The sequence below is a fragment of the Bradyrhizobium cosmicum genome, from assembly GCF_032290525.1.
In the GTDB taxonomy this organism is placed as follows: Bacteria; Pseudomonadota; Alphaproteobacteria; order Rhizobiales; family Xanthobacteraceae; genus Bradyrhizobium; species Bradyrhizobium cosmicum_A.
This window is the reverse complement of record NZ_JASXTA010000003.1, coordinates 298,112-323,847: the sequence shown is the minus strand read 5'-3', so window position 1 is coordinate 323,847 and position 25,736 is coordinate 298,112. Positions and strand designations below refer to the sequence as shown.

At 64.5% G+C, this 25,736-nt stretch carries 25 protein-coding genes, 1 tRNA gene and 2 pseudogenes; 15 read left to right on the top strand and 13 right to left on the bottom strand.

Annotation, left to right across the window (positions count from 1 at the left end; all coding sequences use genetic code 11):
• Positions 1-2: 2 nt before the first annotated feature.
• Positions 3-764: an SDR family oxidoreductase gene (locus QSV46_RS07630; protein WP_314948741.1), complete on the top strand. Its 762-nt coding sequence runs from the start codon at positions 3-5 to the stop codon at positions 762-764.
• A gap of 71 nt (positions 765-835) precedes the next feature.
• Here QSV46_RS07630 and QSV46_RS07625 read toward each other — a convergent pair whose 3' ends face one another.
• Together QSV46_RS07625 and QSV46_RS07620 are read right to left on the bottom strand one after the other, a co-directional pair.
• A complete protein-coding gene (locus tag QSV46_RS07625; protein ID WP_314948739.1) occupies positions 836-2,434 on the bottom strand; it encodes a choline dehydrogenase in 1,599 nt (532 codons plus the stop codon).
• A gap of 98 nt (positions 2,435-2,532) precedes the next feature.
• A complete protein-coding gene (locus QSV46_RS07620; protein ID WP_314948737.1) occupies positions 2,533-3,966 on the bottom strand; it encodes a coniferyl aldehyde dehydrogenase in 1,434 nt (477 codons plus the stop codon).
• A 308-nt stretch (positions 3,967-4,274) separates the two neighbouring features.
• Between QSV46_RS07620 and QSV46_RS07615 the strand changes: the two genes are divergently transcribed.
• Positions 4,275-4,351: transfer RNA gene (locus QSV46_RS07615), tRNA-Met, on the top strand.
• An 81-nt stretch (positions 4,352-4,432) separates the two neighbouring features.
• On the opposite strand, the gene QSV46_RS07610 is transcribed toward QSV46_RS07615, so the two are convergent.
• Positions 4,433-5,470 (bottom strand): thermonuclease family protein, encoded by a 1,038-nt coding sequence (locus QSV46_RS07610; protein ID WP_314948734.1) that lies wholly within the window; start codon positions 5,468-5,470, stop codon positions 4,433-4,435.
• 266 nt (positions 5,471-5,736) lie between these two features.
• Between QSV46_RS07610 and QSV46_RS07605 the strand changes: the two are divergent.
• The 3 genes and pseudogenes from QSV46_RS07605 to QSV46_RS07595 all read left to right on the top strand — a co-directional run.
• Positions 5,737-6,228 (top strand): annotated as a pseudogene (locus tag QSV46_RS07605) (ATPase); the annotation flags it as partial.
• A 301-nt stretch (positions 6,229-6,529) separates the two neighbouring features.
• Positions 6,530-7,747, top strand: coding sequence for an OpgC domain-containing protein (locus QSV46_RS07600; protein ID WP_314948731.1), 1,218 nt, complete (start codon positions 6,530-6,532; stop codon positions 7,745-7,747).
• Between the two features lie 46 nt (positions 7,748-7,793).
• Positions 7,794-8,282 carry a DUF2059 domain-containing protein gene (locus QSV46_RS07595; RefSeq protein ID WP_314948728.1) on the top strand — a complete coding sequence of 163 codons (489 nt, stop codon included), beginning with the start codon at positions 7,794-7,796 and terminating at the stop codon, positions 8,280-8,282.
• Positions 8,283-8,321: 39 nt separating this feature from the next.
• Here QSV46_RS07595 and QSV46_RS07590 read toward each other — a convergent pair whose 3' ends face one another.
• A complete protein-coding gene (locus tag QSV46_RS07590) occupies positions 8,322-9,527 on the bottom strand; it encodes an ABC transporter substrate-binding protein (protein WP_314948725.1) in 1,206 nt (401 codons plus the stop codon).
• A 153-nt stretch (positions 9,528-9,680) separates the two neighbouring features.
• Here QSV46_RS07590 and QSV46_RS07585 point away from each other — a divergent pair, with 153 nt between their 5' ends.
• Positions 9,681-11,294 carry an acyl-CoA synthetase gene (locus QSV46_RS07585; protein ID WP_314948723.1) on the top strand — a complete coding sequence of 538 codons (1,614 nt, stop codon included), beginning with the start codon at positions 9,681-9,683 and terminating at the stop codon, positions 11,292-11,294.
• Positions 11,295-11,331: 37 nt separating this feature from the next.
• Here the strand turns inward: QSV46_RS07585 and QSV46_RS07580 are convergent, their stop codons facing one another.
• Complete coding sequence (locus tag QSV46_RS07580) at positions 11,332-12,534, bottom strand: MFS transporter (RefSeq protein ID WP_314948719.1); 1,203 nt, start codon at positions 12,532-12,534, stop codon at positions 11,332-11,334.
• Between the two features lie 191 nt (positions 12,535-12,725).
• Here QSV46_RS07580 and QSV46_RS07575 point away from each other — a divergent pair, with 191 nt between their 5' ends.
• The 3 genes from QSV46_RS07575 (at position 12,726) to QSV46_RS07565 (ending at position 15,678) form a co-directional block, all read left to right on the top strand.
• The gene (locus QSV46_RS07575) at positions 12,726-13,529 is read left to right on the top strand and encodes an MBL fold metallo-hydrolase (protein WP_314948717.1); all 804 of its coding nucleotides are present in this window, start codon (positions 12,726-12,728) and stop codon (positions 13,527-13,529) included.
• A gap of 155 nt (positions 13,530-13,684) precedes the next feature.
• Positions 13,685-14,701 carry an alpha/beta fold hydrolase gene (locus QSV46_RS07570; protein ID WP_314948715.1) on the top strand — a complete coding sequence of 339 codons (1,017 nt, stop codon included), beginning with the start codon at positions 13,685-13,687 and terminating at the stop codon, positions 14,699-14,701.
• A 29-nt stretch (positions 14,702-14,730) separates the two neighbouring features.
• Positions 14,731-15,678: a fatty acid desaturase gene (locus QSV46_RS07565; protein WP_314948712.1), complete on the top strand. Its 948-nt coding sequence runs from the start codon at positions 14,731-14,733 to the stop codon at positions 15,676-15,678.
• 57 nt (positions 15,679-15,735) lie between these two features.
• Here QSV46_RS07565 and QSV46_RS07560 read toward each other — a convergent pair whose 3' ends face one another.
• On the bottom strand, positions 15,736-15,984 hold the full coding sequence (locus QSV46_RS07560) for a hypothetical protein (protein ID WP_314948709.1): 249 nt from the start codon (positions 15,982-15,984) through the stop codon (positions 15,736-15,738).
• Between the two features lie 97 nt (positions 15,985-16,081).
• On the bottom strand, positions 16,082-17,104 hold the full coding sequence (locus QSV46_RS07555; RefSeq protein ID WP_314948707.1) for a YafY family protein: 1,023 nt from the start codon (positions 17,102-17,104) through the stop codon (positions 16,082-16,084).
• Between the two features lie 86 nt (positions 17,105-17,190).
• Here QSV46_RS07555 and QSV46_RS07550 point away from each other — a divergent pair, with 86 nt between their 5' ends.
• Complete coding sequence (locus QSV46_RS07550; protein WP_314948705.1) at positions 17,191-17,835, top strand: glutathione S-transferase family protein; 645 nt, start codon at positions 17,191-17,193, stop codon at positions 17,833-17,835.
• A gap of 17 nt (positions 17,836-17,852) precedes the next feature.
• Positions 17,853-18,287, top strand: coding sequence for a DUF6157 family protein (locus tag QSV46_RS07545; protein ID WP_314948703.1), 435 nt, complete (start codon positions 17,853-17,855; stop codon positions 18,285-18,287).
• Here the strand turns inward: QSV46_RS07545 and QSV46_RS07540 are convergent.
• From QSV46_RS07540 to QSV46_RS07525, 4 genes and pseudogenes are all read right to left on the bottom strand, one after another.
• Positions 18,288-19,074: pseudogene (locus QSV46_RS07540) on the bottom strand (enoyl-CoA hydratase/isomerase family protein). It abuts the gene before it with no gap.
• Between the two features lie 12 nt (positions 19,075-19,086).
• A complete protein-coding gene (locus QSV46_RS07535) occupies positions 19,087-20,196 on the bottom strand; it encodes a cyclic nucleotide-gated ion channel (protein WP_314948700.1) in 1,110 nt (369 codons plus the stop codon).
• Positions 20,197-20,366: 170 nt separating this feature from the next.
• A complete protein-coding gene (locus tag QSV46_RS07530; RefSeq protein ID WP_314948697.1) occupies positions 20,367-20,585 on the bottom strand; it encodes a hypothetical protein in 219 nt (72 codons plus the stop codon).
• Between the two features lie 117 nt (positions 20,586-20,702).
• A complete protein-coding gene (locus QSV46_RS07525) occupies positions 20,703-22,160 on the bottom strand; it encodes a TAXI family TRAP transporter solute-binding subunit (RefSeq protein ID WP_314948694.1) in 1,458 nt (485 codons plus the stop codon).
• Positions 22,161-22,566: 406 nt separating this feature from the next.
• On the opposite strand from QSV46_RS07525, the gene QSV46_RS07520 reads away from it, so the two are divergent.
• Positions 22,567-22,914, top strand: a complete 348-nt coding sequence (locus QSV46_RS07520; RefSeq protein WP_314949256.1) for a DUF3307 domain-containing protein — start codon at positions 22,567-22,569, stop codon at positions 22,912-22,914.
• A 217-nt stretch (positions 22,915-23,131) separates the two neighbouring features.
• The gene (locus QSV46_RS07515; RefSeq protein ID WP_314948691.1) at positions 23,132-23,530 is read left to right on the top strand and encodes a hypothetical protein; all 399 of its coding nucleotides are present in this window, start codon (positions 23,132-23,134) and stop codon (positions 23,528-23,530) included.
• Here the strand turns inward: QSV46_RS07515 and QSV46_RS07510 are convergent.
• Complete coding sequence (locus QSV46_RS07510) at positions 23,527-23,850, bottom strand: YkgJ family cysteine cluster protein (RefSeq protein WP_314948688.1); 324 nt, start codon at positions 23,848-23,850, stop codon at positions 23,527-23,529. The genes QSV46_RS07515 and QSV46_RS07510 overlap by 4 nt on opposite strands.
• A 5-nt stretch (positions 23,851-23,855) precedes the next feature.
• The gene (locus QSV46_RS07505) at positions 23,856-24,554 is read right to left on the bottom strand and encodes a YafY family protein (protein ID WP_314948685.1); all 699 of its coding nucleotides are present in this window, start codon (positions 24,552-24,554) and stop codon (positions 23,856-23,858) included.
• Between the two features lie 113 nt (positions 24,555-24,667).
• Here QSV46_RS07505 and QSV46_RS07500 point away from each other — a divergent pair, with 113 nt between their 5' ends.
• The gene (locus QSV46_RS07500) at positions 24,668-24,928 is read left to right on the top strand and encodes a hypothetical protein (RefSeq protein WP_314948683.1); all 261 of its coding nucleotides are present in this window, start codon (positions 24,668-24,670) and stop codon (positions 24,926-24,928) included.
• 37 nt (positions 24,929-24,965) lie between these two features.
• Entirely contained in the window at positions 24,966-25,694 is a 729-nt protein-coding gene (locus QSV46_RS07495) for a glutathione S-transferase family protein (RefSeq protein WP_314948680.1), read from the top strand.
• Positions 25,695-25,736: the final 42 nt, after the last annotated feature.

Sequence of the window (25,736 nt, the reverse complement as noted above, 5' to 3'; positions counted from 1 at the left end):
TTATGTCAGACCTATTCGACGTCAGTAAAGAAACCATCCTCGTCACCGGCGCAAGCCAGGGGCTGGGGCGGCAATTTGCCCGGGTCCTGGCCGCCAATGGCGCGGCCGTGGCGCTCGCGGCGCGGCAGACTGATAAGCTCAAGAGCCTGGAAGAGGAGATCCGCGGCACGGGCGGCCGCGCGGCCGCGGTCGCGCTCGACGTCACCGACACTGCCTCGATCGCGAAGGCCGTCGATGCCACGGAAGCCGTGCTCGGTCCGATCACGGTGCTGATCAATAATGCGGGCATCGCCATCGAAAAACTTGCGACCGAGCAGACCGAAGCCGATTGGGACGCCGTGATCGGTGCCAACCTCAAGGGCGCCTATTTCCTCGCGACCGAAGTTGCGCGGCGCATGATCGCGCGCAAGCAGGGAGGCAACATCGTCAACATCGCCTCCGTGCTCGGCACCGGCGTGCTGAAGGCGGTCTCGCCCTACGCGATCTCCAAGGCCGGCATCATCCAGGCGACCAGGGCGATGGCGCTGGAGCTCGCCGGGCAGAACATCCGCATCAACGCGCTCGCGCCCGGCTATATCGACACCGAGATGAACCACGCCTTCTGGTCCACGCCGGCAGGCGAGCGATTGGCAAAGCGCATCCCCCAGCGCCGCGTCGGCGCCGAGTCCGATCTCGACGGCGCGATCCTGCTGCTGGCCTCGAACGCGTCGCGGTACATGACGGGAAGTGTGGTGACGGTGGACGGCGGGTTCTTGTTGAATTAACCACCGCTGTCGTCCCGGATCTGCGCTTACGCTTGTCCGGGACGACGGCGGAGTATGAGGCACCAAGATCGCTAACTCGCCCGCATCTCCGCCCTGATCATATCCGCCGCCTTTTCCCCGATCATGATGGTCGGCGCGTTGGTGTTTCCGCCGATCAGCGTCGGCATGATCGAGGCGTCGACGACGCGCAATCCTTCCATGCCGTGCACCTTCAGCGCCGGATCGACCACGGCAAACGCATCCGTGCCCATCCTGCAGGTGCCGACGGGATGATAGACGGTGTCGACGCGCGCGCGCAGGATGGCGCGGATGTCGTCGTCCGTCCTGACATCAGACGTGAACATGTCTTTCTTCTGCAATGCGCGTAGCGCAGGCGTCTCCATCAGCCGTCTAGTGGTCTTGAAGCCGGCGACCATCGCCTCGAGATCCTCTGCTTCGCCCAAGAAGTTTGGATCGATCATGGGTGCAGCGAGCGGATCGGCGCTTTTCAGCCACACGCTGCCGCGGCTCTTCGGTCGCAACAGGCAGACATGGCATGAGAAACCCGCCTGCTTGTGCTTCTTGCGGCCGTGGTCGTCGAGCATGGCCATGACGAAGTGCAGCTGAACGTCTGATACTTCGAGGTCGGGGCTGGTCTTCAGGAAGCCGCCACATTCGGCGAAATTGGTGGTCATCAGGCCGCGTCGCTCGCGGCGGAATTGCTGGATGGCGCGCAGCAGGAACGGCAGCCGGCCGAGGGAAGAATGAACGAAGTGCGGATAGTCGGAGGCGTAGACGAACACGAAATCTGGATGGTCCTGCAGATTGCGCCCGACGCCCGGCAAATGATGCACGACGTCAATGCCGTGCGCGCAAAGCGCATCGCCATCGCCGACACCCGACAGCATCAGCAATTGCGGTGACTGGAAGGCGCCGGAGGCGAGGATCACCTCGCGGCGGGCGCGCAGCTGCCTTGTCTGCTTGCCCTGCACATATTCGATGCCGACCGCGCGGGTGCCTTCGAACAGGATTTTCGTGGCCTGCGCCCCCGTCTCGACGCGCAGATTGGCGCGCTTGTCGATGTGGGGATGCAGGTAGGCGCGCGCCGCGCTCCAGCGTTCGCCCTTGTGCTGGGTCACCTGGTAGCTGCCGAGCCCCTCGTGGTCATCTTCATTGAAGTCCTCGCGGATGCGGAACTGCGCCTCGCGCGCGGCCTGATGAAAGACGTCGTGGATCGGATTGTCCGAGCGCAGCTTGTTGACGTGCAGGGGGCCGCCCTTGCCATGATACGCGCCGTCAAAATCGGTGTTGTTCTCCGCACGCTTGAAATAGGGCAGCACATCGGCGTAGGACCAGCCGGCATTGCCGAGCGAGGCCCAGTGGTCGTAATCCCATTTGTGACCGCGGATGTAGACCATGGCGTTGATCGCCGAGGAGCCGCCGAGGCCCTTGCCGCGCGGTTGATAGCCGATACGGCCGTTCAATCCCTTCTGCGGCACGGTATCGAAGGCCCAGTTGGCCGCTCTGTAAGGTAAGGCGAGCCCGAATGGCGTGGTGATCCGCCAATTGTCGTTCCGTCCTCCGGCGTCCAGCAGCGCCACGGATGTCGCAGCATCCTCCGACAGCCGCCCCGCCACCGCGCAGCCGCCGGAGCCCGCGCCCACGACGACGAAATCGAATGTGTCAGTCACTGATGTTTCCCCTGCTTCTCGTCATTCCGGGGCGATGCGGAGCATCGAACCAGAATGACGAGGTTCCGGGTTCGCTTCGCGCCCCGGAACGACCACCCCTACGACATGAACCGCATCAGCTTCTCCAGCCGCGCGATCTTGCCGCCATAGGGCGGATAGAGATCGGCGAGGCGGTTGAATTTTGAGCGGTAGAACACCGGCTTCAGCTTGCTGAACGTTTTGAAGCCCCATTCGCCGTGATAAGCACCGGTGCCGGACGCGCCGACGCCGCCCATCGGCTGGTTGATTTGCGTGAAGTGAAACAGGCAGTCGTTGATTGTGACACCGCCGGAGATGGTGCGCGCCAGCACCTCGTCGCGCACGCTGCGGTCCTTGCCGAACCAGTACAGTGCCAGCGGCCGGTCGCGCTTGTTGACGAACGCGATGGCGTCCGCCGGTTCGCGATAGCCCAGCACCGGCAGCACGGGCCCGAAAATCTCCTCCCGCATCGCCGCCATGTCTCCGGTCGCACCCACGATCAACGTCGGCGGGAATTTGCGGTGCGCTTTCCAGTTGGGATCGTCGGCCTTCGCCGGTTGCAGGATCTTTGCGCCGTGCTGGGCGGCATCCGCGACGAGTCCCTCCAGCCGCGCGTAATGCCGGTCGGAGATCACGCAAGTGTAGTCCTTGTTGGCGGGATCGGTGCCGAACATGCGCCGCATCTGCGCGCGCACCTTCTCGGCGAAGGCCTGCAACGAGCGCTCTGGCACCAGCACGTAGTCCGGCGCGATGCAGGTCTGCCCGGCATTGAGCAGCTTGCCATAGGCGATGCGCTCGGCCGCCTCCTCCAGATCGGCCGAGGCGTCGACGATCGCCGGCGACTTGCCGCCGAGCTCGAGCGTGACGGGCGTGAGATTGCGCCCCGCGGCCTCCGCGACCAGCCGGCCGACCCGGGTCGAGCCGGTGAACACGAGGTGGTCGAACGGCAGCGTCGCAAAAGCCTTTGCGATCTCGTCCTCGATGCCGGTCACCAGCATTTCGGTGGCATCGAACCTTGCGGAGATCGCTTCCTTCAGCAGGCTCGCGAAGTGCGGCGCCAGCTCGCTCGGCTTGATGACGACACGGTTGCCGGCGGCGATCGCGCCAATCGCGGGCGCGAGCGTCAGCTGCAGCGGGTAATTCCACGGCGCGATGATGCCGATCACGCCGAGCGGCTGCGGCATCAGCCGGTTGCGCGCGGGCAGGAATTGCAGCGCGGTGGCGACACGCTGCGGCGCCATCCAGCTCTTGAGGTGCTTGGTGGCATGCCGGATCTCGGAGAACACCAGCATGGTCTCGGCGATGGTGGTCTCCACCGCCGAGCGATGGCCGAAATCGGCCGAGATCGCCTGCCGGAAGCGCTCCTCGTTGTCGACGACGACACTGCGCAGCCGCGTCAGCCGGTCGAGCCGCCCGGCGAGGTCGGGCGCCGGCTCGGCTCGCGACTGTGCGACCATGGCGTGGAAGGCGTCTTCGAGGTCGCGAAGCGGGGCGCTTGTCAGGGATTTGTCCATGGCGTTCTCCCTCGTTAGCGGCATTCGCCCTTGGTTTTGTTGCCGCAAGCTGGCCCTTTGTGGAACTTCTGGCAAGGACGCGCCAAACGGACCCGGATTTGGTCCGTCCGCCTGTCATAAAGTCGAAAAAAACGTACCCGCAGCCCTTTCCAAAGGCAGCCCGTGTTGATAGATACGCCCTGCACCCGACGGGCTTGGCCCGGGGTTGCCTTCCAAGGAAGCCTTTGGGACGGAAGAGCAAGCCACGCGAACAGCGCCGGCCTTATCTCACCGTCCCCGGCATTTTGGAAAGCAAAGCAACGGTTTAACGCGGGGTGGAGCAGCCCGGTAGCTCGTCAGGCTCATAACCTGAAGGTCATAGGTTCAAATCCTATCCCCGCAACCAAGTTCGGACTTTACCGGTTCCGAGACGAAAATGGCCCGCATTGAGCGGGCCATTTTTTGTTTGGGGTATGCTGCCCCGTCCTCAAAACTCTTTGATCGCCTTCCTGTCCGCCCCAACCAGCGTCGACGGCGCTTCCCCAAACACCAGCCCCTGCGGCTGAAACTTGATCTTTTTCCCGCCCTCGACGAACTCCGCAAAATTCCGCGGCGTCGCCGAGTGCACGCCGTTGGCCAGGAAATCGTCGATCACGTAGCAGGTGTCGGGCTTGCCGCCGGAGCCTTCGCTCAAGAACTTCTGGAAATTCTGGCTCGTCACCTTGGCCTTCTTGCGCGCCGACCAGTTGGTATAGCGGCGGTAGAGTTTTGGCGGGATCACCGGGCCCTTGTCGGTCGCGAGCACGCCGGTTTCGTTTGTCCTGGGTTCGCGCAGGTCGAAGTCGAACGCGCCAATCGTCCTGGCGAGGTGCTTCCAGACCGGCAGCTTCTTCGACCGCGCGGTCTTGGCGAGCGCGAGAAAGGCGCGGATCTCGTCCTCGTTCATCGAGGAGTAGAACGTCGGATAGGCAAAGCCCTGCACGACCAGCCAGTGGTTGATGTCGACCGTGTGGCCGCCGACGGTCACCTCGATGTCGCCGACCAGCCGCCCATAGGTGTCGAACACCTCGTTCGGGGCATTGACATGGGTGAACACCCGGCAGGCGATCGCCGGCTTGCCGCTGTTGCCAAGAAAATCATGCAGCGCCTTGCTCGCCGTCGCGCCGAGGAATTGCCGGTAAGAATGCGTGACCTCGTGATAGGCCTGCCGCTTGGCGTCGCTCAGCCCCTTCTTCTCGGCGGTCGAGAGCGGCGACGGCTGATAGTGCAGCTCCGGTGCGTCGATGCCCTGGAGGCGAACGGTGAGCTTGCCGTTCTTGATCGGCGCGGTCGCGGTCCGGCCCTTGACCTTGGCGCCCTCGAACACGTGGGTCGGCTGGAACGGCGACGCATCGTTCTTGCGGAAGCGTATCGCGTCCGGCGCGATGGTCACTACGACCTTGGTGGTGTCGGCATCCGACCGCCCTTCCGGCCAGAACTGCTTGACCTCGATGGTGCCTTCGACCTCCAGCAGTCCCACCGGCATCGGCCGCTCCTGTCAAACCAGCGCGCGCGTTCCGAGGGAAACGAGTCGCGCGCACTGAGTGGTAGCGGACCATCTTAGTGCGACAGGCCCATGACGCGAGACGGGACAGACGCGACAGGGGCTGTGGCTACGGCGCGTTCATTGCCTTTCCCGGGCGCACAACAAAAAGCGCGGGCCGGCAAAGTGCCGGCCCGCGCCCGATCAGAGGATGATGTCGCCGAAGCGCGACTTACTTTTCGGACAGCTGCTGCCGTGCGTCGACCGAGGCTGCGGCCGCCGCCATTCTCGAAGAGGGGTTTGTGCTCGCGCAGAAACACGGCATCGGGCTGTTCGTGCCGGTGCTGGCCTGCCACCTCGGCATCGCCTATCTCGAGCAGGGGCTGTTCGACCGGGCGCGCGGCATGCTGACCGAGGCGCGCGAGGAGGCCAAGGCGGTCGGCTATACCTCGGCGGTGCTGCGCAGTTCGATCTATCTGGCGCTCGCGACCTGCCGCCTCGGCGACGTCGAGGCCGCGCAGAACATGCTGCGCGAGGCGCGCAACACGGCGCGGCAGCAGGGGTTTTCAGGTCTCGAGGCCGAGGCCCTGTTCGGCGAAGCCATGGTGACGCCGGCTTTCAGCCCGGAGAACGAGGCAACCATTCTCGCGTCCTTGCGGGCAGCTATCGCGATCGCCTCCGAAAGCGGCGCGCTGCCGCTCCAGCACAAGGCCGAGGCGCTGCTGAACGACATGCTCGCGCGCGGCGACCAGCTCACCTGATCGCGCTCCCGGCGGGGCAGCCGATACCGGCCCACGCTTCAAATAAATCCCGCAGGCAACGCAAGGGTTTAGCTACTGTGCATGGGGTTGTTTTCGCCTATTTCGAAGGGCGCGCCAATGGTGCAGCGCAAAGGATGGCACGCCCTCGCTATCCGCGCCGATGACAAAGCCCCTTGCGCGCCCTCCAAGGTGGACTACCGTTGCCACTAGCCGCAGGGCCAGGTGACTTCTGATTTCAATTTTTTAGCATCCGATTTTTCGGCGCCGCGATGGCGCGACGCCCACCGAACGAGGCGGGGCCATGATCACACGGGACCAGTCAGCGCTGCTCGCGCCGGTCGAGCGCGATTTGCGGCTCGATCTCTTCCGCGGCATCGGATTGTGGATGATCTTCCTCGACCACATCCCGCACGACGTCGTGGCCTGGCTGACCCTGCGCAATTACGGCTTCAGCGACGCCGCCGAGTTCTTCGTCTTCATCTCCGGCTATCTGGTCGGCTGGATCTACGGGCCGATCGTCGCCGGTGGCTGGTTTCTCGCCGCGGTCAAGCGGCTGTGGCGGCGCGCGCTCGAGATGTACGTCGCCCACATCATGCTGTTCCTGCTGTTCACGGCGCAGATTGCCCGCACCGCGCGACGCTTCGACAATCCGATGTACGAGCACGAGTTCAACGTGTTCAATTTCCTGTCGCATCCGGACGAGCTGATCGGGCAGGCGATCCTGCTGAGATACAAGCCGGTCAATCTCGACGTGCTGCCGCTCTACATCACGCTGGTGTTCGCCTCGCCCTTCATCGTCTGGTGCCTGGTGCGCCGGCCGAACCTGACGCTCGCCGGCTCCGTCGTGCTCTATCTGCTGTCGCGCTGGTTCGACTGGAACATCGCCTCCTATCCGCCCGGCACGACCTGGTACTTCAACCCGTTCTGCTGGCAGCTGATGTTCGTGTTCGCCGCCTGGTGCGGTATCGGCCAGATCGAGAAGATCGCGAGATGGGTATGGTCGAAGGCCACGATGGGGCTGGCCGCGGCCTGGCTGGTCTTCGCTCTGCTGATCGTGATGACCTGGCACGTCCCTGCGCTCGAAGCCTTGATCCCAAAATGGATGATCAGGCTGATCTACCCGATCGACAAGACCGATCTCGACATGCTGCGCTTCACCCACTTCCTCGCGCTGGCGATCTGGGTCACCTATTTGGTCTCGCGCAAATGGCGAACGCTGCGCGCAGCCTGGCTGCGGCCCGTCATCCTGTGCGGCCAGCATTCGCTGCCGATCTTCTGCCTGGGCGTGTTCCTGTCGTTCTCGGCGCACTGGATCCTGACCCAGTACAATAAGGGCATTTGGGAGCAGGTCGCCGTCTCCATCGTCGGCATCGTCATCATGATCGGCGCGGCCTGGCTGCTCGATCGCGCCGAGCGCGTGCCGAATCTCTTCGTGAAGGTGACGGAGCTCGAGGAAGCCGACACCGCATTGGACAGCGCCCCGGCCGCGACCACCGCCGCGGCGCCCGCTGCGCATTGAACGTCGCCCGCCTGCATCCTCGTGGAGAAGTCCAACGGAGATATCAATGTCCCGACGTTTGTTGACGATCGCAGGCGCCCTCCTGCTCCTGGTCTGCAGTGCCGCGGCGCAAGCACCGTCGCCCGAGACGATGGCTGCCGCGCGCAAGCTCGTCGTCACCCTGAAGATCGCGGATCAGTATCGGGTGCTGTTGCCGCAGCTCCTGCTCGCGCTCCGGCCCGTGGTCGCGCAGGACAGGCCGGAGATCGAGCGCGATTACGACGCGATGACGGCGCCCGGCTCGGAGATCTACGCCCCGTTCGTGGCGTCGATGACCGACCAGATCGCCGCCCTCTATGCCCAAAGCTTCAGCGCCGATGAGCTGGGCCAGATCGAGGCGTTCTATGCCGGGCCGGCGGGACGAAAATTCCTGGAGAAGTCGGATGCGCTGGCCCAGGCGAGCGCGCAGATCAGCCAAGACGTCAGCCGGAAGGCCGCCGACGAATTAAAGCAGCGTCTGATCGAGGCGCTGCGCCAGAAGGGACACAAGCTGTAAGATCAATATCGCGCAGGCTTGAACGCTCGCCCGCTTGCCTCACTTCACCAGCGGACAGCCGCCGTCCTTCAGCGGCCGAAACGCCTGATCGGCCGGGACTTCGGCGAGCAGCTTGTAGTAGTCCCACGGTCCCTTCGATTCCTCGGGCTTCTTGACCTGGAACAGGTACATGCTGTGCACCATGCGGCCGTCCTCGCGGAGTGTGCCGTTATCGGTGAAGGCATCCTTCACCGGCAGCTCTCGCATCTTCGCCATCACCGTCTTGGTGTCCTTGGTGCCGGCGGCCTGCACCGCCTTGAGATAGTGCAGCGTCGCGCTGTAGGTCGCGGCCTGGTTCATGGTCGGCATGCGCTTGATACGCTCGATGAAGCGCTTGCCGAAAGCGCGGGTCTTGTCGTTGAGGTCCCAGTAATAAGCCTCGGTGATGATCAGGCCCTGTGCGAGCTTGAGCCCGAGGCTGTGCACGTCGGAGATGAACATCACGATCGCAGCCAGGTTCTGGCCGCCCGCGACGATGCCGAACTCGCCGGCCTGCTTGATCGCGTTGATGGTGTCGCCGCCGCCGTTGGCGAGCCCGATGATCTTGGCCTTGGAGGCCTGGGCCTGGAGCAGGAAGGACGAGAAGTCCGCCGTGTTGAGCGGATGCTTGACGCTGCCGAGCACTTTGCCGCCCGCCGCCTTCACCACCTCGCCGGTGTCGCGCTCGACCGAATGGCCGAACACGTAGTCGGCGGTGAGGAAGAACCAGCTGTCGCCGCCGTTCTTGACGATGGCGCTGCCGACCGTGTGCGCGTTGGCGTAGGTGTCGTAGGTCCAGTGCGCGGTATAGGGCGAGCAGGACTTGCCGGTGATGTCGGAGCTCGCCGCGTCCGTCACGATCATGATCTTCTCGTACTGCTTCGACAGCTCCATCACCGCAAGCGCAGTAGCCGAGGTCGGCAGGTCGATGATCATGTCGACGCCTTCGGTCTCCCACCACTTCCGCGCGATCGTGGAGGCAACGTCGGGCTTGTTGAGGACGTCGGCCGAGAGCATGTCGATCGGCTTGCCGAACATCTGCCCGCCGAAGTCCTCGATGGCCATTTTTGTGGCCTCGACATTCCCCTGGCCGCCGATATCGGAATAGACGGAGGAGAAGTCGGAGAGCACGCCGATCTTGAGCGGGGTCTGCTGGGCGAGCGATGGATTGACGAAAAACGCAGACAGCAGCCCGGCCGCAAAAGCGGCGCGCGCGATCCGATACATGGCATTCCCCCGATATTTATTGTTGGTGTACCAATCCAAACTTGCTCCGGCGAAGCGGCAATTCTTGCGTCATGACGTCGCCGTGCAGGCAATTTGACGCAGACGACAGCGCCGACTACGCTTTGCGCAAATTGCAAATCTTGGGGAGTGGAAATGTTGAGCGATACTGCAGCCACCATCGCGAAAGCGCGCGAGCATTCCATCGGCGATCTCCTGCGCCGATCGGCCGGCCGTGAGCCCAACAAGCTCGCGGTGAGCTGCGGCCATGTCAGTTGGACCTTTGCCGAGATGGACGCGATCTGCAACCGGCTCGGCCGCGGCCTGCTCGGCCTCGGCGTCAAGAAAGGCGACCGTCTCGCCGTGCTCTCGCGCAACTCGCACGCCTTCGCGGCGCTGCGCTTCGCACTCGCGCGCATCGGTGCGGTGCTGGTGCCGATCAACTTCATGCTCAATCCGGAGGAGATCAATTTCATCCTGAAGAGCTCCGGCGCCAAGCTGCTCGCGGCCGGTCCCGATTTCGTCGAACCGGCGAAGGCCGCAAGCGCCAGGGATTGTGCGGTCGAGAAGATGATCTGGCTGCCGGGCGAGGATCCGGCATCCGCGCCCGCGGGCCTCACCACCTTCGACGATCTCCTTTATCCCGACGGCTCGTTTCTGGACGCGTCCGTCGACAGCCGCGATCTCGCGCAGATCGTCTACACCAGCGGCACGGAATCCCTGCCCAAGGGCGCGATGCTGACCCATGAGGCCGTGATGTGGCAGTATGTCAGCTGCATCATCGACGGCGGCATGAGCGTGGAGGATAAGTTCCTGCACGCGCTGCCGCTCTATCATTGCGCCCAGCTCGACGTGTTCCTGGGGCCGCAAGTCTATCTCGGCGCTTCCGGCGTGATCACGGGCAAGCCGACCGCCCACAACATCCTCGCGCTGATCCAGGCCCACAAGATCACGTCCTTCTTCGCGCCGCCGACGATCTGGATCGCGATGCTGCGCTCGCCGAATTTCGACAGCACCGACCTGTCGACGCTCCAGAAGGGATATTACGGCGCCTCGATCATGCCGGTGGAAGTGCTGCTCGAGCTGCAGCGCCGCCTGCCCAACGTGAAGTTCTGGAATTTCTACGGCCAGACCGAGATCGCACCGCTCGCGACCGTGCTGCGTCCGGAGGATCAGCTCCGCAAGGCCGGCTCGGCCGGTAAGCCCGTGCTCAATGTCGAAACGCGCGTGGTCAATGCGGCGATGGAGGACGTCAAGGCGGGGGAGGTCGGGGAGATCGTGCACCGTTCGCCGCATCTGCTGTCCGGCTACTACAACGATCCTGTCAAGACGGCGGCGGCGTTCTCCGGCGGCTGGTTTCACTCCGGCGATCTCGCCACCGTCGATGAAGAGGGCCACATCAGTGTGGTCGATCGCGTCAAGGACATGATCAAGACCGGCGGCGAGAATGTCGCCAGCCGCGAGGTCGAGGAGATGGTCTATCGTATCTCCGCGGTTTCCGAGGTCGCCGTGGTCGGCCTGCCCGATCGGCGCTGGATCGAGGCGGTGACCGCGATCGTCGTGGTCAAGACCGGCGAGGCGCTCGACGAGGAGACCGTCATCAAGCATTGCGCCGGCCAGATGGCGCATTTCAAGGTGCCCAAGCGCGTCATCTTCGTGGATAGCCTGCCGAAGAACCCGAGCGGCAAGCTGCTCAAGCGCGAGCTGCGCCAGCGCTTCGTCGGCGGCGAGACGCTCGACAAGGCGATCCAGACGAATTTTGCGACGTAGCGACTTTTCGTCTCTCCCGCGCGCCGCAGGGATGTCCTCAATACTTCTTGACCGCCGCGCCGAATGCCAGCCACAGCGCCATTGACGCAAGCCCGAACCCGCCGAGCAGCAGGAAGGTCGGGCCGTAGCCGATCCATTGCGCGATCCAGCCGCCGAGCGCGGGACTAAGGCTTGCGCCGACGCCCTGCACGGTGATCACGGCGCCCTGGCCGAGATTGATGCGGCCGGAGCCGTTGAGCGAGCGGGCGACCATGCCGGGGACCGCGACGGTCTGAAGTCCGGTGCCGATGCCGTCGAGCACCTGCATCGGCACGACGCCCCACCATCCCGTCACGAAGAAGGCGAGCACGCCGCGGATCGGCAGGAACATGAAGGACACCAGGATCACCGGCCAGTAATTGCGCTTGCTCGCGGCCTTCATCGCGATCAGCGACGTCACGACCATTACGCCCTGCGCGATCACGACGGTGGTCGCGACGAAGCTCGGACCGTTGGCCTGCCCCTCGGCCACCGCCGCAAGCCCATAGAGCGGCACGATCGCGGCGTTGCCGAGGTGAAAAAGAGCGAGCGCCAGCGCCAGCACGAGCAGCGGCCTGTGTTTGAGCAGCATCGTCATCGCATCCGGCGGAGCCTTGGAATCATCCTCCTTGCTGCCGCGCGCGGCGCGGTCATCGATCGCCTTGGCGGGGATCATCAGCACGCAGGCGATCGCGATAGCACCGAACACGGCAGCCAGCACGAATACGGCGACATAGCCGAATCTGTAGCCGAGATAGCCCGACAGCGCCGCGCCGACCATGTTGCCGGCGTGATTGAACGCCTGGTTGCGGCCGTTGAGTGCATTGAAACCCTTTTGCTTGGCGATGCCGAGCGTGATGCCGGTCACCGCCGGCACGATCGCGGCGCTCGCCAGCGATTGCGCGACCTGCGAGAACGTCACCGCCCAGAAATTCTGCGAGATTAGGATGATCGCGGACGCCGCGACCACGCAGATGCCGGGAATGATGACCCACAGCCGCTTGTTGCGGCTGGCATCGATGAAGCCGCCGATCGGCGTCGTGACCAGCATGCCCGCGACATTGCCAACCGTCATCGCGGTGCCGATCAATCCACTCGCCCAGCCACGCTCCTGGAGAAAGACGCCGACGAACGGCCCGATGCCCGACTGCATGTCGGCCATGAAGAAGTTCAGTGCAAACAGGGGCCAGATTCGAGACGAGGAGGGGGACCGCGATGTCATCGATACCAAAACGTGGTCTCCAGCCGGGATTCGGCAGGTGGGACGTGATCCTTTCAGCCAATCGTTCTGGCGCGGACGAAAGTGTAACGGGCGCTGATCGGGTTGGTTCCTGGTCTCGCCCCCGCGATGGCCTTGCGGTCATGGCCAGGAAGTCTTTATTGAAATCGGATCGTCCCTCGTGGGAGTACGGCATGCCTCTCTGGACCTGCGAGACCTGCGGCGCGCAATTTTCGGCAAACGGAACGCCGCCGGCGTCCTGTCCGATCTGCGAGGATGAACGGCAGTATGTCGGCTGGAAGGGACAAATCTTCCTGACGCGCGAGACGTTGGCTGAACGCCACCGCGTCATCTGGCGCGACGATCTCGGCCTGACCGGCCTCTCGCTCGAGCCCAGCTTTGCCATCGGCCAGCGCGCATTGCTTGTGCCATCGGCCGCTGGTTGCGTGATGTGGGACTGCGTGCCGCTGGCGACGCCGGAGGCGATCGCACATGTGCACTCGCTCGGCGGGCTGAAGGCGATCGCGATCTCGCATCCGCACTATTATGGCGCGCTGGCCGACTGGAGCGAGGCGTTCGGCGGCGTGCCGGTCTATCTGCATGCCGATGACCGCCAATGGGTGACGCGGCCGCATCCGGCGATCGTGCACTGGAGCGGCGACAGCCATCGCATGTCCGACGATTTGCTGCTTCTGCGCACCGGCGGTCACTTCGCCGGCGCCACCATGCTGCATTGGTCGGGCGGCGCGGACGGCAAGGGCGCACTGCTGACCGGCGACATCGCACAGGTGACGATGGACCGCCGCTTCGTCAGCTTCATGTACTCCTATCCGAACTACATGCCGCTCAATGCAGCCGCAGTGCGGCGGATCGCGGCTGCGGTCGAACCGCTGGCTTTCGACCGCATCTACGGCGCTTGGTGGGGCCGCAACATCGCTGGCGGGGCCAAGGCCGCGTTCGCGGCGTCGGTCGCGCGATACATCGCGGCGATCGCCTAAGCTAGCGCGGCGGAATTCGTATTGCGCTCGCTTAATAAATGTACTATAAGTACAGTTATTAAATGCGGCGCAACGATGCGTATGCTGGTCCGGCACGATCGATGCATGATCGGTTCGGCGGGGTGCGTTGTGCGGCCGCGGGCGGGATCGAACGTATGGCCGGGCAAGTCGACTACGAGATTTTCGAAGCGGGCGGCGTTGCGCTTCAGTCCGGCACCGTCGTCCCGTCACTCAAGCTCGCCTACAAGACCTACGGCACCCTGAGCGCCGCCAGGGACAACGTCATCCTCTATCCGACCTCGTTCAGCGCGCAGCACATCGACACTGAATGGCTGATCGGGCCCGATGGCGTGCTCGATTCCACGCGCTATTTCATCATTGTCCCGAACCTGTTCGGCAACGGCCTGTCCTCCTCGCCGTCGAATACGGCCGCGCCGTTCCCGCACGTCACCTATCACGACGCCATCGCTGTCCAGCACAGGCTGCTCACCGAGCGCTTCGGCATCACAAAGCTCGCCCTCATCTATGGCTGGTCGATGGGCGGCATGCAGGCCTATCACTGGGCGGCGCTGCATCCCGACATGGTCGAGCGTGCCGCGGTCGTCTGCGGCAGCGCGCGCTGTGCGCCTTATAATCATGTCTTTCTCGAAAGCGTGAAGGCCGCGCTGACCGGTGATCCCGCCTTCCGCGACGGCCGCTTCATCGAGAAGCCCGTCGCGGGCTATCGCGCCATGGGCCGCGTCTATGCCGGTTGGGCGATGTCGCACGGTTTCTATCGCGACGAGCTCTGGCGCGAGGCGGGCTTCGCGTCGCTGGAGGACTACCTCGTCCGCGCCTGGGACGTGGTCTTTGCGCGGCGCGATGCCAACGATCTCCTGGCTCAGATCGCCATCTGGCAGGGCGGCGATGTCAGCCGCTGCGCGACCTTCGGCGGTGATTTCGATCGCGCTCTGGCGGCGATCAAGGCGCATATCCTGCTGATGCCGGGGGCGACCGACCGCTATTTCGACGTTCGCGACAACGAGGACGAGCTCGGCCGGCTGGTCAACGCAAAATCGGCGGTGCTGCATCCGATCCAGTCGCTGCACGGCCATCGTGCCGGCAATCCCGTCAATCATCCGCGCGACCAGGCCTTCATCAAGGCCGAGATCGCCGAACTTCTCGCCAAGTGAACTTCTCGCAAGTGAGGAAGGCATCGATCATGACTGACGCGACCGTTTCAGAGCACGGCCATCGCCTCAAGCCGCTGACACCCGCGATGCTGCGCGAATTGTCGGTCCGCTCCAATCTCAGGGGCGCCGTGCAAAGCCTCGGCCATTACGGCGTGGTCCTGCTCGCGGGCATGCTGGTCTGGATCGTCGCCTCACGCCATGGCGTGCTCTGGGCGCTGCCGCTGATGGCGGTGCAGGGCTATGTCGTCGCCTTCCTGTTCATGGCCGTGCACGAGACCGCGCACAAGACTGCGTTCAGGAGCCGCGGCCTCAATCTCGCGGTCGGCTATCTCTCGGGCTTCATCGTCGGACTGCCGTACGAATATTACTGCCTGTATCACTGGGACCATCACCGCTACACCCAGGATCTGGAGAAGGATCCCGAATTGATCGTCGGCGTGAAGCCGAGATCCGACACGCAGCTTGCGATCGCCTATAGCGGCCTGCTCCAGGTCGCCGGCCGGCTCCGGCTGATGCTGGGCCATGCCATCACCGGCAAGGTCACCGTGCCCTGGATTTCCGAGACCAGGCGCGCCACCATCGTGCGAGAGGCCCGCGCCTATGTCGCGCTCTATGTGCTGCTGCTCGGGCTGTCGCTGTGGTTTTCCTCGGCGCTGCTGCTCTGGGTCTGGATCGTGCCGCTGATCCTCGGGCAATTCTTCCTGCGGCCCTATCTCCTGGCCGAGCACACCGGCTGCGACCGCACCCGCAGTGCCTTCGAGAACACACGCACCACCTATACCGGCGCCGTCGTCAAATGGTTTGCCTGGAACATGCCCTACCATGTCGAGCACCACGCCTATCCCTCGATCCCGTTTCACGCGTTGCCGAAGCTGAACGGCATCGTCGATGGCGAGATCGTTCATCGCGGCCGCGGCTACATCAGGACGACACGTGAGACCTGGGCTTGGTTTCGGCGGAATTGGCAGGGGGTTTAGCCCAACGCAAGACTCCGGTCGCAGCGCGACCGGAGTCTTGTCGGGGAAGGCGATGTATCAGTAGATCCCGTAGGCGCAGACATTGACGACGCGGACGCGCAGACCGTGCCGGGTCCGAACGAGGCGCTCCTGGTAGCAGTTGTTGATGCCGGTGTTGACGTAGACGCCGCCAAAACCAAAGCCCGGACCCCAGTGGTGACCCCAGTGATGATGATGGAAGCCGCCTGCCGAGGCGGCGGTGGGGGCGAGCGCGGCAGCTCCGAACGCGGCGGCGGCGATCAGACCAAGTGCAAGCTTACGAAACATCTTCATTCTCCATTTGGCACGAAGCCGTTGTTGTGTCCCTGCATCTCGGTCGGGCCGAGGCGCCAATGCGTTCATGGCGCCGGCTGAGAATCGTGTTTCAGGATTGTTTCGTGGGCTGCTGCGCAATGCGCCGCCGCGAGGCTTTCCGCGCCGCCGTGCGATAACGCGCGGCCATCGCCTGTGTCATCTGCGCCATCTTCTCGCGCAGATCGGCGGGCTCCAGCACCTCGGCCTCAGGCCCGAACCGCAGCAATTCGGCCGCGGCATGCCACGACGTCTTGCCGGTCGGCACTCGGGCGATGCGCCAGCCGTCCGCGTCGGTGATCTCTTCGACCTGCGTGCGCGCCTTCACGTAAGGCTGGCTCAGCGCGTCGAGCAGTTTCACGCCGAGCGGCGACAGCCGCACGATTGCGATATTGGGATGCATCTCGGCTTCGAGACGTAGCGTGGCATCCCGCCAATAGGCGGCGAGATCGAAACCGGCGGGACGATCGAAGCGATCCTCCAGCACCGCGCAGTCGAGCACGCGCGCGATGCGATAGGTGCGCACGCTGCCGTCGACCTGGCCTGCGAGATACCAACTGCCGCCCTTCAGTACCAGGCCGAGCGGTGCGACGCGGCGCTGCTTCTCTGAACGCCAGCTCTGGTAGCGGATCTTGATCAGCGTCCCGCGCAGGGCCGCGCCGGCAACGGCGCGCAGATGCTTCGGCTCCTCCGTCTCGCCGAACCAGCCCGGCGCATCCAGATGAAATCGCTCCTGCATCCGCCCGGCGTCCTCGCGCAAATTGGCAGGCAGCGCCGCCATCAGCTTGTTCTGCGCGGCGAGCATCGCGGCATCCAGTCCGAGCGCCGCGGCAGGGCCGGGCAATGCCCCGAGGAACAGCGCTTCCGCCTCGCTCTGCGACAATCCATTCAGCCGCACGCGATAGCCGTCGAGCAGGCGATAGCCGCCCTCCGCGCCGCGATCGGCATAGACAGGGACGCCGGAGGCCGCGAGCGCGTCGATGTCGCGATAGATCGTGCGCACCGAGACTTCGCAGGCCTCCGCAAGCTCGGGCGCGGTGACCTGTCCCCTGGCCTGGAGGGTGGTGAGGATCGACAGCATTCGGCTGGCGCGCATGATCCCATAAAGCATACCTGACATAGGATGTCAGGTATGCTTTGCTAGAGATGCGCATCCGCCGAAGGGCCAGATGGAGACCTGCCATGACCGATCCGAACCGCATCACCCTCTATTACTCCCCGCAAAGCCGCGCCACCGGCACGCGGGTGCTGCTGGAGGAGCTGGGCGCGCCCTACGATCTCCATGTCCTCAACATGAAGGCTGGCGAGCAGCGCAAGCCCGACTATCTCGCGATCAACCCGCTCGGCAAGGTGCCGGCGATCCGTCATGGCGACGCGCTTGTGACCGAGCAGGTCGCCATCACCATCTATCTCGCCGATCTCTTCCCGAACGCGGGCCTGACGCCGGCGCTGAACGATCCGCTGCGCGGTCCTTACCTGCGCTGGATCGCCTATTACGGTGCCTCGTTCGAGCCGGCCCTGATCGACAAGTTCATGCAGCGCGAGCCGGCGCCGATCACGCAATCGCCCTATGCCGACTACGACACGATGCTCGGTGCGCTCGAGTCGCAGCTGTTGAAGGGGCCGTATCTGCTCGGCGAGCGCATGACCGCGGCGGACGTGCTGTGGGGCGTCGCGTTCAGCTGGACCATGATGTTCGGCATCGTGCCGAAAAACGACGTCTTCGTTCGCTATGCCGAGCGCATGACCTCGCGTCCCGCGTTCCAGCGGATCAATGCCGCCGATGCCGAGATGGCGGCGCAGCATGCCGCGGCTGCTGGTGGTTGAATGAACCAGGGTTGCAGATGACGAAGCCGACGCACACGACCAACTGCTTCAACACCTTTATCCGTGTTGCCGAAGACTGTCCCGCGCGTACTGGCGAGGCGCCGCCGTTGCGCGCGGGAAAGCCGACGGTGGCGTGCCTGCAATACGGGATGATTGCCAAGGCGCCTTACAAATACACGTCCGACGACGTGATCTTCGCGACGTCTGCGCCGGGACGCGAGCTCGATGGGAAGGCGGCGAAAGCGGAGAAGCGCGCGGCGCGTGAAGCGTTCTTCTCCCGGGGGGAGGCGTGCATGAGGGCGTCGAGCCTGGGCAAGCGCTTCGGCTGGGGCGTTCATGCCGACAGTGAAGGCCGGATCGCGATCTACGCCGTCGACAGCAAACAATATCAGGCGTTCGTCCGCGATCCCAAGCTCACGCAGGTGCGCGCGATGCGGTCGAAGCGGGCGTGATCAGAATTTTGGCGCCCGCTTCTCCGCAAACGCCCTGATGCCTTCCTTGATCTCGTCACCGCGCATGCTGTCGCGGTGGCGCTGGTCGGCGGCTTGCTCATCGAGTTCGCCGCGGGCGAAATCGTTGATCGCGCGCTTCATGCCGCGCATCGCCTGCGGTGCGTTGCCGGCGAGGACGCCCGCGAGCTTGTCGACCTCTTCATCCAGCAATTCCACCGGCACCATGGCGGTGAGATAGCCGATCCGCAGCATCTCCGGCGCGGTGATTTTCTGCGCGGTGAGGAACAGCTTCTTCGCGTTGTCGACGCCGAGCCGTGTCACGTAGCGCTTGATGCCGCTTCGGTAGTAATGCAGTCCGAGCCGCGCCGCCGGCATGAACATCTCGGCGGTGTCGACGCCGATGCGAAAATCGCAGGCCAGCGCGAGGTCGGTCGAGCCGCCATAGACGCCGCCGTTGAGCCGGCAGATCGTCGGCACACCCAGATCCTCCAGTTTGTTGACGACCACCTCGAACGCGGAGCCCGCACTCTGCTGCTCGCTCGCGCTGACCGCGCGCTCGGCGACCGAGTTAAGGTCATAGCCTGCCGAAAAGGCCCGGCCCGTGCCTGTCAGCACCAGCACCCGGATATCAGGATCGGCCTCGACCCGGTCGAACAGTTTTATCAGTTCGCCCAGATCCTCGGCCTGGAGCCGGTTGAGATGTTTGGGACGGTTGAGGCCGGATGGTGGCGCGTGCGCCGGTGATTTCGAGCACGGGGCCGGAAGGCGCGTCGGTGAGATCCGACATTCTTGTCTCCATTTACTTGTTTTCGAGCGTGCGCCGTTTGGCCTCGGCGTCGATGGTCTCCGCCAGATCCGGGTGCCGCGCCATCAGCACGCGGAAATCGACGAGGTCGAGCACCAGCAGCCGCGACACTTTCGTGGTCGAGACATTGGCGCCGCGCTTGTTGTTGCCGAGCAGCGCCATCTCGCCGAAGAAGGCGCCCTCGCCGAGCCGCACCTTCTTGCCGGGCAGGTCGACCTCGACCTCGCCGGCGGCAATGAAATACATGCAGTCGCCCTGCGCGCCCTTGCGGATGATCATGGTGCGTGCCGGCAGCTCCATGGTGCGCAGCATGTGGGTGACGTCGGCGATCGCCGCGGGCCCGAGCGCCGCGAAGAACGGCACCTTGCTGACGGATTCCCAGGTCTTGAGGAAATTGTCGCGCCGGGTCTCGGCGGCAAATCCGGTCGCCAAAATACCCGTCCACAGGCCGAACACGCCGAGGCCGGAGATCATCACCAGCGCCGCCACCATGCGTCCGAGCGGCGTCACGGGCACGACGTCGCCATAGCCCGTTGTCGTCAGCGTGGCGACAGCCCACCACAGCGCGGCGGGGATGCTGCCGAAAGTCTGGGGCTGCACGTCCCGCTCCAGGAAATATTCGGCGACGGAGGCAAGGAAGACCACCATCAGGAAGATCACGAGCACGCTGACCAGCGGTCCCGATTCCAGCACCAGCACCCGGCGCAGCTGCCGCAGGCCGGGAATGCCCGGCACCACTTTCAGCACCCAGAGCACGCTGAGCAGCCAGGCCGTTTTCGCCTCGACGCCGAGCAGCAGCGCGGCCGGTACGGCCAGCGCGCCGACGGCATCGACCAGCCCGGCGGACGAGGACATGTAGAGCGCAAGACGTCCCTGCTGCGCCATGTGGCGCAGCCGAACCACCCATTCGAACACGAAATAGACCAGGCAGGCCCACAGCAGGGCATCGACCCAGCCATGGACCGTCTGATAGGCCGGGCCAACCGTCAGCAGCACCATGCTGAGCACGCCAACGGTCACAGCCACGTAGGCCGCCGTGGTCATGTTGCGGCCGGCCGTGGCGGCCACGAACTGGGCCAAAGCGGGAATCAACGGCTTGGACATGCGGGAAGGCGGGCTCGGTCTTGGTTCTTGGACTTGGCTCTTGCGGTCCCGGCTGGGACGCCGTCGCCAAAGTGCCCGCCCGGGCAGGGGCCGTCAACGACGGCCCCTGAGGCGCCTGAATATCGTGGACCAGGGCGCGCGCGGTCCGGTGCCGGGGCCGGCCCAGGTCGCTACCTGAAATGTGGCGGCTCGTCGTAGCCGCGGCGACTGCTGAAAAAAAGCAGCATCATCAGGCCGATGCCGACGACGATGGAAAAACCCGCCCCCAGCGCAAGCGCCACATAGCCTTCCGTCGGGATCGGCTCTCCCTCGACCGCCATTGCCGAATAGGCGAAATAACCAGCCGCCGCCAGCATCCCCAGAAGGATCATGATGAGGAGCGTACGCATGCTGCGTTCTCCGGTTGTATCCCGGGGGAAAACGGTTGTGGGCGGGGACGGTTCCCGTATCGGGCCCGCTGCTTCGCGGGAGGTTCGGCAAGCTGTCGCCGCAAGGCCGTCGATAGGTCAGGCGTTCTGAGCGGTCTTCACCACCACGATATTGCTCTCGTCGTGCTGGGGAAGGGCCATATCCTGGGCGGCCTTGTCAGCCTCGACGGCATGGCGCTTGAGATAGTCGCGGCGCATGCCGATCTCGTCGCGGACGAACTCGTAGCCGAGCTTGAAAGTGTCGAGCCCGTCGGTGCTGATCGTGCCGTCCCTGAGGCCGATGACGGCGCCGCGCAATATTCCTTCCAGCTCGTCCTGGAGGCACTCGAGCTGATCCAGCGAATGCGCGTGCTCGATGCGCTCGCCGACGTCGAGGATGGCGGTTGAGAGCTCGCTGGCCTTCTCCGGCGCGATCCTTGTGATCTTGGTGTAGATGGCGGCGAAGATCGAGCCGATGACGCTGAGCGCGGCGGCGCCCAGATACATCAGGTCGCTGTACTTATCCATGAACGATTTGGTGTCGTCGTTGATGTAGTCGACCGCCCCCTGATGCGCGATCACGAAGGCGTCCTTCTCGACGGAGGCCGGCTCGATCCTGGTGGCAAAACCATTGTCGAGCCCGAGCGCGGACTTGTTCTCGTAGACGGTGCGCGCGAGCTCGCCCGCTGTCGACGGCGACATCTTCGATTGCGTCACCAGGAGCCATTCGAGGCCGATCGTGTCGAGGTCGTCGGCGGGAATTTCAGGCGATGCGGACAGCGTGCCCGCGGTGAGCGTCTCGCCGGAAATGCCGGGGATCTTGCGCGCCAGCGCCTTGGCCTCGTCGATCGCATTCAGCGTGAAGCCGCCGCGCCTGGCGACTTGCTCATAGGCCTTGTCGCGCACCGCCCTCGAGGCATGGACGATGGCGATCACCGCGCCGAAGCCGTTTCCCGGCGCAAACAGCTTGTCGAGCGTGGCGCCCTGCGGCGCCATCTGGATCCGCGCGGCGTCAGGACCATCGGGGATGTCGAGAATGCTGCGCACGAAGGCGAGCGAGGCCTCGCTTTCGGCCACGACCGCGACCTTCTTCTTCTTCAGCTCGGCAAGTGACTTGATCTTCTTGTTGCCGGGGCCGAGCAGCAGCACGAGATCGTGCTCGAGGATCGCGAGCGTGCGCGCCCGCGGCGGCACCTTGGCGTCGGTGCGCAGCACGGCGAGGTCGGCCTGCTTGCGGTCGAACTGGGCGAGCGCCCTGGCGTTGTCTGGATTGTTGACGACCTTGATCCGGAGACGCGAGGCGTTGTTCTTCAGCACGGTGGCGAGCTTGGCGGCGAACATCGCCTCGTCGCTGTTGGGGGCGCCGACGGCAAAGGTCAGCGTCTCCGAATTGTGTACCAGCGCGCGGCCGCCCCACACCGTGGCGAGCGACAGCAGCAGGGTCAGCACGACGTAGAGGAGGACCTGCTGTTGATTGGTCTTGATCACTTTGGGACGCCGCGGCGGCGGCTCGACCGGTGACGTGGTGGGGCCTTCAGTACTCGTGTCAGTACTCATGGCAGCACTCTGGCCTTATTCCTGCTGGGGGCTGGCCGGCTCGCGGATATGATCGCGGCGGGCGCCCTGCAATTCCTAAACGTCTGAAAAAAGAACGGTATTTCCCTGCCGACAATGATAGCGCGCCGAAACCGGAAAGCAAATTTCGAGCCGAAGGTAACGTTACTCGATCCGGCGCGGCGATTGGTCATCCTATCACCAGTTAGCCACAGTTGGCGATTTTCCGGTTCCCCCCGGCTGCATTCCGCCGCGGGAGATGTCATAAATCACACGTCCCGGCGATTTGACCGGTCCAAGAAGAAGTTGCGCTGAACGCTCCAATTTTTCTTGTCACGTCAATGAGGGCGTCAGCTTGTCGTTTCCACCCCTGTCATCGGCGATTCCGGTCGAGGCGCTCATTGGCTGGATGTTGTTGCTCACCTTCAAGCACATCATCGCCGATTTCGTTCTCCAGACCGCCTGGATGGCGCAGGGCAAGGATCAGAAGCACGGCTGGGCCCTCCCGCTTCTGGTGCATTGCCTGATCCACCTTGCGGTTGCGCTGCCGCTGATCCTGATCGTGGCGCCCAAATTCTGGTTCGTCGCGTTCATCGACTTCGTGATCCACATCACGATCGACCGCGCCAAGGGTATGGTCTCGGCCAATTTCGGCGTCGATCTCGCGCATCCCTGGTTCTGGACCCTGATCGGCGTCGACCAGGCGCTGCACCATCTGACCGGGTTCGGCCTCTCCATCTTCATGGCGGCGAACTGACTGATTGCGCACTGTCGTTCCGGGGCGCGCGAAGCGAGAACCCGGAACCTCGAGATTCCGGGTTCGGTCCTGCGGACCGCCCCGGAATGACGGCAAGCAGCAGGTCTGGCCCCTGATTCCCGGCCGGCGGGCAACCACCCCGGGTGACTACCGGGCAGCGTGGTTAACCTTTCGTTAGACAATTGCGCTGCATCTTCCCATGCGAGGGAGAACTGCAATGTTTTCAAGCCGCGATACCTTTGAAAGCGATTTCTGCCCGGTCCGCGACGAGCTCCTTGGCGAGATGTATCGCGCCAGCGAGAGCGGCCTGCCGAGGCTGGTTGAGAGTGTTTCCCCTGACGCACGCGCCAGGCTGGCGCTGTTCTGCTATCGCCGCAGCCATCTGCATTCGCTGGCGGTCGCGATCGCGGGCAGCTGCAGCGAGCGCGACCTGATCGAGAACGGCGGCCGTGTCGGCTCGACGCTCTACGCGCTGTCGCGCGCGGGCGCGGCCAAATCGTCGCCGTCGCTGTCGGGGGGCCGCAAGCCGATCACCTTGTCGACCAAGCCGCTCTCGGTGCTCGCGCCGCTCGATGACGAGATCGACGACGAGATCGGCGAAGCCGTTCCGGCCTAAACGGTCTCTATCACCGGCAGCCCGAATTTCCGCCGTGCCATCGCGCATTCGGCGTCGCCCGGCATGCATGTGCGACAGACCTCCGGCCGCACCTCATAAATGCCGCAGGCCGTCTGCTTTCCGATCTCTCCCCGCAACGCCGAACAGCGATCGCCTTCGCAGCGCATGCCGGATTGGCGCGCGTTGACGAGCGCTTCCGGGATTGCAGCGAGCTCCTCGTCGCTCTCGATCGAGAAGCGCGGCCAGTTCTCGGAATAGCCGCAGCAGGCGCCGCAGCTCTGGCAACAGCTCGACGGATCGAGGGGGGAGGTCTCTTCCATCGTGCTCACGTGTCCTTTGGCGGGCCCCAGACCAGGCTCTGGCGCCATCTTGCACGTAGCACGTCGCGCCGCTCCGGATATCTTTCGTCGAGATAGCTCGCATCCACCACGCGGTCGGTGCGGAAGCTGCGGAAGTCGCCGCGCAGCTCGCACCAGGCCGCGAGCAGGCGCACGGCTTCGAGATAGCCGACCGAGATCGGCCAGATCATGCGCTCGCTGGGGCGGCCCTGCTCGTCGCGATAGCGCAGCATGATCTTCTTGCCTTCGTGGATCTGGGTGCGCGTGCGCGCCATGTCCAGGCGGTCCGGCTCCCTGTTCCAGCTCGGCCGCGCCCGGCTCGCCGGCTCCAGCACGAAGGGACGCAGGCGCTCGGGCACGGTGTCGGCGATCTTGGCCATCAGGTCTTCAGCCGCGCGCGCCAACGCCGAATCGGCATGGCCCGCGACCCATTGCGCGCCCAGCACTGCGGCCTCGATCTCGTCCGGCGTCAGCATCAAGGGCGGCAGGTCGAAACCTTTCTCCAGGATGTAGCCCATGCCGGCCTCGCCGCGGATCGGAACGCGCTGGCCGATCAGGGTTGCGATGTCGCGGTAGATGGTGCGCTTCGAGGTTTCGAGCTCGGCCGCGATGGCGTCCGCCGTCAACGGCTTACGCGTGCGCCTCAGCACCTGGATGATCTGAAACAGCCGGTCGGCGCGTCTCATGACAGTTCTCTTACCGATGATTTTTTCAGAACGCGCCGCGCGGCTGCTGACAGGATGTTGGCAGCAGGGGAGTTCTATACCGGGACAACACATCGACTGAAGAGGATTTGTCCATGATCATTCCGACCCATTTCGGCCCGGCCGCTCCGCTGTGGCGCGCCCAGATGTGGCAAGCCCGGGCGTTCGGCCGCCTCGTTTCGTTCGATCTCATGGCTGTCGACCTCCGATTTGCATTCGCAAGCGTGGTGACACGTTCGCTGATCCAGGCAGCGGACGCGCTGGCCCGCCATGTGATGGGCCGCGCCTGGCGAGGGGCCCGTTTCGCAGAAGATATCACGGCTGCTGCCACCATGGTGGCAGCAGCCCGGCACTAGGTTCCGTCAATCTTTCGCTTCGTTCAGGAGAGCTTTCATGATCACGCTTTATGGCTTTGGCGCCGGCTTCGGCCTGCCGGAAATCAGCCCCTTTGTCACCAAGACGGAGGTGCAGCTCAAGATGGCGGGATTGCCCTACCGGAAGGAGCGCGCGATGCCGCCGGCCTCGCCGAAGGGGCAGCTGCCGTTCATCGACGACGGCGGCGAGGCGGTGGCCGATTCCACCTTCATCCGCGCCCATCTCGAGCGCCGCTATGGCTTCGACTTCGACGCCGGACTCTCGTTGCAGGAACGCGCGCAGGCCTGGGCGTTCGAGCGCATGATCGAGCATCATGTCTACTGGGCGCTGGTCGGAGCGCGCTGGGTCGATCCGGTCAATTTCGCCAAGGGACCTGCGCATTTCTTCGACGGCGCGCCGGAGCACAATCGCGAGAAGCTGCGCGAGGATGCCCAGTTCCGCGTCGCCGAGAACTATCTGCTCTCGGGGCTCGGCCGCCACGCGCCCGATGACGACGTCGATCTTGCGGTCCGCTCGCTGTTCGCGCTCTCGGTGCAGCTCGGCGACAAGTCGTATCTGATGGGCAGCAAGCCCTGCGGCGTCGATGCCACCGCCTTTGGTATGCTCGCGGGAATGCTGACTCCGTTCTTCGAGTCCGGGCTGCGGCAGCGGGCCGAGGGCTTCCCGAACCTCACCGCCTATGTCGATCGCATGATGGACAATTACTATCCGGAGTTCGCCTGGGCCCCGCTGCGGCAGGCGGCGTAGCGTTGTTTCGAGGGCGCAAAACAAAAGAGCCGGCCCGCCGGG